Source organism: Kribbella caucasensis (assembly GCF_004361855.1).
GTDB classification, from domain to species: Bacteria; Actinomycetota; Actinomycetes; order Propionibacteriales; family Kribbellaceae; genus Kribbella; species Kribbella caucasensis.
Map to the genome: position 1 here is coordinate 690182 of NZ_SNWQ01000002.1, position 6000 is coordinate 696181.

Sequence of the window (6000 nt, forward strand, 5' to 3'; positions counted from 1 at the left end):
GTGCTCCTGCCACAGGGGGTGACCACCGATCGGCGGCATCTTCGAAACATCCCACCTGAGTTTCGTGGGTGACCTGTGGCACGCGCGGAGAAAGTGAACACCTGATGAGCAACATCCTGAACGAGCTCGACAACTCGAGCAAGCGCGACGACATCCCCTCCTTCCGGCCCGGTGACACCGTCAAGGTGCACGTCAAGGTCGTCGAGGGCAACCGGTCCCGCGTCCAGGTGTTCCACGGCGTAGTGATCCGCCGGCAGGGTGGTGGCCTGCAGGAGACCTTCACGGTCCGCAAGGTCAGCTTCGGCGTCGGTGTCGAGCGCACCTTCCCGGTGCACACCCCGATCGTCGAGAAGCTCGAGGTCGTCACCCGCGGCGACGTCCGCCGCGCCAAGCTGTACTACCTGCGCGAGCTGCGCGGCAAGGCAGCCAAGATCAAGGAGAAGCGGGACGTCCCGGCCTCCTGAGCGTCCTAGCGACGACGGTCAGGTATGGCGCCGAGCACTGCGACTCGAGCTCGCCCGGTAGCCAAGAGGGCACGTCGCAGCAAGGGACGGCATCGCAGGCTCAAACAGCGTAATCCGCTGATGAGCCTGTTGGTCGAGATGACCACGGTGACAGCGCTCGCCCTGGTCATCACGGTCGTTTTGCGGTTGTTCGTGGCCGAGGCGTTCTACGTCCCCTCGGAGTCGATGTACGACACGCTGACCACGAACGACCGGATCCTGGCCGAGAAGATCAGCTATCTGCAACGTGACGTCGACCGCGGCGACATCATCGTCTTCAAGGACCCCGGCAACTGGCTGAACGAGGAACAGAAGGCTCCCGGCCCGTTCCGCCGCCTGGGCGAGTTCGTCGGCATCCTGCCGCGCAGCGGTGAGGGTCACCTGGTCAAGCGGGTGATCGGTATCGGTGGCGACCGGGTGATCTGCTGCGACCGGTCCGGCCGGATCATGGTCAACAAGATCCCGCTGGACGAGCAGGAGTACCTGCTCGAGAACGCCAAACCGTCGCTGCAGCCGTTCGACGTGGTTGTGCCGGCTGGTTCGCTATGGGTGATGGGCGACAACCGGGCCGAGTCGGCCGACTCGCGGGCACACATGGGTGGCCCCGGCGGCGGGTTCGTTCCGGTCGACAACGTGGTTGGCCGTGCCTGTTGCGTAATCTGGCCGTCTGACCGGATGACGATGCTGCGTCCTCCGGAAACCTTCAAGAAGCCGGGGCTGAAGAAGTGACTGAGACACCGACAGCGACGAAAGAGAAGAAGTCCGCCCACCGGTCGGGCCTCGCGGCCGCCGCCCGCGAGTTCGTGCTGATCGTGGTCGGTGCTCTCATCGTCTCGTCGATCCTGCGGGCCTTCGTCGGCCAGATGTTCATCATCCCGAGTGAGTCGATGCAGAACACCCTGCTGGTCGGCGACCGGGTCGTGGTGGAGAAGATCACCGACGTCAATCGTGGCGACGTGGTCGTCTTCGAGGACCCGGGCGGCTGGCTCGGCGCCGAGGAGAGCGGCCAGAAGCGCGGCTCGATCGGCCGTTTCTTCGAGGTCGTCGGCCTGCTGCCCGATTCCAGCCACGGTCACCTGATCAAGCGCCTGATCGGCATGCCCGGCGACAAGGTCGCCTGCTGCGACTCCAAGGGCCGGCTGCTGGTGAACGGCCAGCCGCTCGAGGAGACCGCCTACCTGTACCCGGGTGACGCCCCGTCGGCGATGGAGTTCCAGGTCACCGTCCCGGCCGGCAAGGTCTTCGTGATGGGCGACCACCGGTCCGAGTCCGGCGACTCCCGCGTCCACCTCAGCGACACCGGCCCCGACGGTGGTTCCCCCGGCGACGCCGCCTTCGTCCCGCTGGACAAGATCACCGGCCAGGCCATCCTGGTCGTGTGGCCGGCCAGCAACTTCGCGAAGCTCGGCGTCCCGGAGACTTTCAAGAACATCCCCGCCGCCGCCTCCCCACCACCCGCCAAACCCTCGATCTCCCTCACCTCACCTCCCAAGTGAGCGGAGCCCTCGCCTGTGTGTCGAGTGGACTTGAGCGCGGCGGGACGTTGGAGTGAGCTGGGTTCGACAGATATCCGCGGAACCGACTGTGGGGACCGAAGCTTGACCAACACCCGGCGGAGGCACCAATGACCCCGCCCCCAACCGCAACCACGACCCGGCCAACCACCCGGCCGCCCGCCCATGAGCACGCCCCGCGCCAGCTCGCGCTGCCCCGGCCCAACCCGTGGCCGCTCGCACACGAGCGCGCTCCGCGCCAGCGCGCCCTGCTCCTGCTCGCGCCGCGCTACGTGCCAGTGTCTGCCTCGGAGCTCTTGGGGGCTCGGAAGCGGGGTGGGCGATGAGTGTGTTGCCTCGGGGGAGCACCATCCGGCGGGATGCTGGGTTGTACGGGTATGAGCGGGCCTTGCGCCGGGTTGGGCTGGATCCGATTGCGGGTGTGGACGAGGCTGGGCGCGGACCGTGCGCCGGCCCGCTGGTCGCGGCTGCGGTGATCCTGCCCGACGGCAAGCGCGGGCAGATACCTGAGCTGGCAGATTCCAAGCTGCTGACCGCGAAGGCCCGCGAACGCTGCTACGACGAGATCCGCAAGCGCGCCCTCGCCTGGTCCGTCGTCTCCATCGAGGCGGCCGAATGCGACCGTCTCGGCATGCACGTCGCCAACGTAGAGGCGCTCCGCCGGGCCCTGTTCCGGCTCGACGTGCGCCCGCAGTACGTGCTGACCGACGGTTTCGGGGTGGACGGCCTCGGCGTTCCTGGCCTGGCGATCTGGAAGGGTGACCGCGTTGCCGCGTGCATCGCCGCTGCCTCCGTGATCGCCAAGGTGACCCGCGACCGGGTGATGGAGCACTGGGACAAGGTGTACCCCGAGTACGGCTTCGCGGTGCACAAGGGATACTGCACCCCTGAACACCAGGCGGCATTGGACCAATACGGTCCGTGTCCACAACATCGACGGCGGTTCGAGAATGTCCGCCGCAGTATGCGGACCGACATGGGACAGAATGTGACCAGTCCCACCGGAGTGGAGAGCCGATGAGCGAGCGCAGCGAGCGAACAAACAACACAGCCGCCTTAGCGCTCTCGCCGGAGCCGAGCGCCAGCGAGGTGAAGGCGTGAGCGCTGACGACCTCGAGAAGTACGAGACCGATATGGAGCTGCAGCTTTATCGGGAGTACAAGGACGTCGTCGGGATCTTCAAGTACGTCGTGGAGACCGAACGGCGCTTCTACCTATGCAACGCGGTCGACCTGAAGGTCCGGACCGAGGGCGGTGACGTGTACTTCGAGGTGACGATGGCCGACGCCTGGGTCTGGGACGTCTACCGCTCGGCCCGCTTCGTGAAGAACGCCAAGGTCGTCACCTTCCGCGACGTCAACATCGAAGAACTCGCCAAGTCCGATCTGGAAGTCCCCAAAGACTCCGACTTCGGCCGCTGACTCACCCGCCCACGCCGCGCCCGCTGACCCGGGCGCCCGCTGGCATGCGCCCTGCCCACGGTCGGTCAGCCTGGCCGCAGTAGGGGGCTCCGGCGTGGAGCAGCCGCATCGCAGCAGTGTTCCGCAGGGTGTGGGCGCTGACCCGCTCGGGGTGCAGCCGGAGGCGTTGCGGACATGGGTCAAGCAGGCCGAGATCGTTCGAGGACCTGCTTGAGGTTCTCGACGAACTGGTCGTTGCGCTTGGTGATCATGCGGAGCATCCGCTTCGTCATCCAACCCATGAAGCCGCTTGCGTCGAGGTCGACGTGGCGGGTGAGCCGCACCCCGTTGTCGACCGGCTCGATCGTGCGGATGTCGGTTGGAACCATCTTCCCCATGTCGCCGCCTTTGAGGACGACCTTGTGCGGGGCCTCGTAGGCGATGATCTCCTCGGTGCCGGAGACCTTGGCCTTCACGTCGAAGACGGTGCCCTCACCGAGTTGGCCGTGGCCCTTGATCACGGTCGCTGACTGGACGTCCTTGTGCCAGTTCGGATCGTTGCGCACGTCCGCGACGTACGCGAAGACTTCCTCCGCCGGCCTGGCGATGAACGTGCTGCTTTCCCAGCTGATCATGTCGCTGTCCTCCAGATCGAGTGTTGCATCAAGCGGCCGTCGTGCGGGTGAAACCGGCCAGGTGCTCGGTCACCACGTTGGTGTCCGGGTCGTACTGACGGATGGTGTCGACAATTGGCGCACCGGCTCCGCCATAGACGTGGGTACTCACGGTCTCGCCCAGGTAGTCGTTGAGCGCCGCCTTGATGTGCTCGGCGACCAACTTCATGTGGAACTCCATCGACTCGGGGTCGCGGTGGACCTGCACGATCGACACCGTCCCGGCTGCCTCGTCGGTGAAGACATGGAAGGCAACCAGGCGTGGCTCGTTCGCCTCGATGAACTCGGTGTGCTCCGCGAGCTTCTGCCGGGCGTCCTCGAAACGACCGTCACGAACCTTGTAAGTACCTGTGTAGATGAATGCTGTGGACATTGCTGTTCCCTTCCGGTGTGCTCAGTGGCCCTCGACCACTTCGTAGATGCGGTTGGCGAGGAGCCCGTGCCCCTCGCGGTGGACGGCTGCCGCGGCCTCGGCGCTGGGAGCCTCGACGAGGCAGAAGACCTTCCTTGCCGCAAGACCGACCCAGTACTGCTGGAAGGTGACGCCGTGCTTGGCCTGGTGGTCCAGGTCGACCTGGTGGGCCCGCTCCAGCGCCTCGAGCGTGAGCCCCTCGGGAGCCAGCTCGTGGATGTCCAGATAGAGCGGCATGGCACTCCTCCTTCAGTGCGTGTGACCTGTTTCGCCGATCATCTTTGAGCCCGCTAGAACTTCACTAAGACCGACTGAATGGCACGTAGAGTCGGGACGTGGGCACTCAGGACGGCGGGCCGGCCGACCTCGACGTCCGCCTGCTCGGACCGATCGAGGTGTGTCGAGGGGGCAGGGCCGTTGACGTTCCCGGCGGACGCGCCCGCAGCCTGTTGACGATTCTCGCCCTGCAGGTCGGCCAAGCGATCCCCGCCGAGCGGCTGATCGACGCCCTGTGGGGAGATGAGGTTCCGGCAACCGCGAAGACTGTGCTCCAGGGATTCGTCTCGAAACTCCGCAAGGCCCTCGGCGCCACCGCCCTCGAGACCGCGGGAAACAGCTACCGCCTGGCTGTACCGCGGAGCGCAATCGACGCCAACCGGTTCCACGACCTGGTCAAGGCCGCTCGTGACCTCGACGGAGCCGAACGCATGGCGACGCTGGAACAGGCACTGGACCTGTGGGGAGGACCAGCCTTGTCGGATGTGGCCTATGAGCCGTTCGCCCAAGCCGCCATCGCCGCCCTGGAAGAACACCGGCTGGCCGCGCGCGAGGCCCTCATCAGCGCCCAACTCGACACCGGAATGCACGTCGAGCTGGAACCGCAGCTCGAGGACCTGATCGCAGACAACCCGTACCGCGAACGCCTACGCGAGCAGCTGGTACTCGCGCTCTACCGGGCCGGTCGGCAGGCCGACGCCCTGCAGGCATACCAGCAGACTCGCCAGACGCTGATCGACGAACTCGGCTTGGAACCCGGACCAGAACTACGGACGCTGCACGAACGGATCCTGAACCAGGACCCCGCCCTCGATGCGCCCGCTCCCTCCGTCCCCCGCCGAGCCGAGGCCTCTACCTGGCTCCCCAGCGAGCGCAAAACCGTGACTGTCCTGTTCGTCGATGTGACGCCCACCGATGCTGGCATCGACCCTGAAGCGGGGGAGACCATCGCCGCGGAGTCGCTGGCGCGGGTCACCGAAGCGCTGAGCAGCAACGGAGCTCGCATCGAGGAGTCCGTCAGCGGCGTAGTCATCGGGTGGTTCGGCCTGCCGTCCGCACATGATGACGACCCGCTCAGGGCTGTCTTGGCCGCCGATCAGGCCCGACAGCGGGTTCTCGCCCTGCCCGGAATTTGTCAAGGCGGATGAGGCCAGCGTGAGTTAGGCGGCTAGTTTTGTGTCGGTTTCCTTCTGGGGTGTCGGTGCTGGTCTGTTGATCCAT

Annotated in this window: 9 protein-coding genes; 6 read left to right on the forward strand and 3 right to left on the reverse strand. The window is 66.2% G+C overall.

Going from position 1 to position 6000, the window contains the following annotated elements; genetic code table 11:
* Positions 1 to 104 precede the first annotated feature (104 nt).
* The 5 genes from rplS to EV643_RS07325 all read left to right on the forward strand — a co-directional run bounded on the left by rplS (position 105) and on the right by EV643_RS07325 (position 3438).
* A complete protein-coding gene (gene rplS / locus EV643_RS07305; protein WP_133799177.1) occupies positions 105 to 464 on the forward strand; it encodes a 50S ribosomal protein L19 in 360 nt (119 codons plus the stop codon).
* A 120-nt stretch (positions 465 to 584) separates the two neighbouring features.
* Positions 585 to 1232: a signal peptidase I gene (lepB, locus tag EV643_RS07310; RefSeq protein ID WP_238165417.1), complete on the forward strand. Its 648-nt coding sequence runs from the start codon at positions 585 to 587 to the stop codon at positions 1230 to 1232.
* The gene (gene lepB / locus EV643_RS07315) at positions 1229 to 1999 is read left to right on the forward strand and encodes a signal peptidase I (RefSeq protein WP_133799179.1); all 771 of its coding nucleotides are present in this window, start codon (positions 1229 to 1231) and stop codon (positions 1997 to 1999) included. Before lepB (EV643_RS07310) ends, lepB (EV643_RS07315) begins: the two co-directional genes overlap by 4 nt.
* Positions 2000 to 2339: 340 nt before the next feature.
* Entirely contained in the window at positions 2340 to 3038 is a 699-nt protein-coding gene (locus tag EV643_RS07320) for a ribonuclease HII (protein ID WP_133799180.1), read from the forward strand.
* A 76-nt stretch (positions 3039 to 3114) separates the two neighbouring features.
* Positions 3115 to 3438 carry a DUF2469 domain-containing protein gene (locus tag EV643_RS07325; protein ID WP_012922325.1) on the forward strand — a complete coding sequence of 108 codons (324 nt, stop codon included), beginning with the start codon at positions 3115 to 3117 and terminating at the stop codon, positions 3436 to 3438.
* Between the two features lie 179 nt (positions 3439 to 3617).
* On the opposite strand, the gene EV643_RS07330 is transcribed toward EV643_RS07325, so the two are convergent.
* The 3 genes from EV643_RS07330 to EV643_RS07340 are packed head-to-tail and all read right to left on the reverse strand — an operon-like array spanning position 3618 to position 4740.
* Positions 3618 to 4052 (reverse strand): SRPBCC family protein, encoded by a 435-nt coding sequence (locus EV643_RS07330; RefSeq protein WP_133799181.1) that lies wholly within the window; start codon positions 4050 to 4052, stop codon positions 3618 to 3620.
* A gap of 28 nt (positions 4053 to 4080) precedes the next feature.
* Positions 4081 to 4464 carry a hypothetical protein gene (locus tag EV643_RS07335; protein ID WP_133799182.1) on the reverse strand — a complete coding sequence of 128 codons (384 nt, stop codon included), beginning with the start codon at positions 4462 to 4464 and terminating at the stop codon, positions 4081 to 4083.
* A gap of 21 nt (positions 4465 to 4485) precedes the next feature.
* Entirely contained in the window at positions 4486 to 4740 is a 255-nt protein-coding gene (locus EV643_RS07340; protein WP_133799183.1) for a nickel-binding protein, read from the reverse strand.
* A gap of 98 nt (positions 4741 to 4838) precedes the next feature.
* Here EV643_RS07340 and EV643_RS07345 point away from each other — a divergent pair, with 98 nt between their 5' ends.
* The gene (locus EV643_RS07345) at positions 4839 to 5927 is read left to right on the forward strand and encodes an AfsR/SARP family transcriptional regulator (RefSeq protein WP_133799184.1); all 1089 of its coding nucleotides are present in this window, start codon (positions 4839 to 4841) and stop codon (positions 5925 to 5927) included.
* The last annotated feature ends 73 nt before the right edge of the window (positions 5928 to 6000 follow it).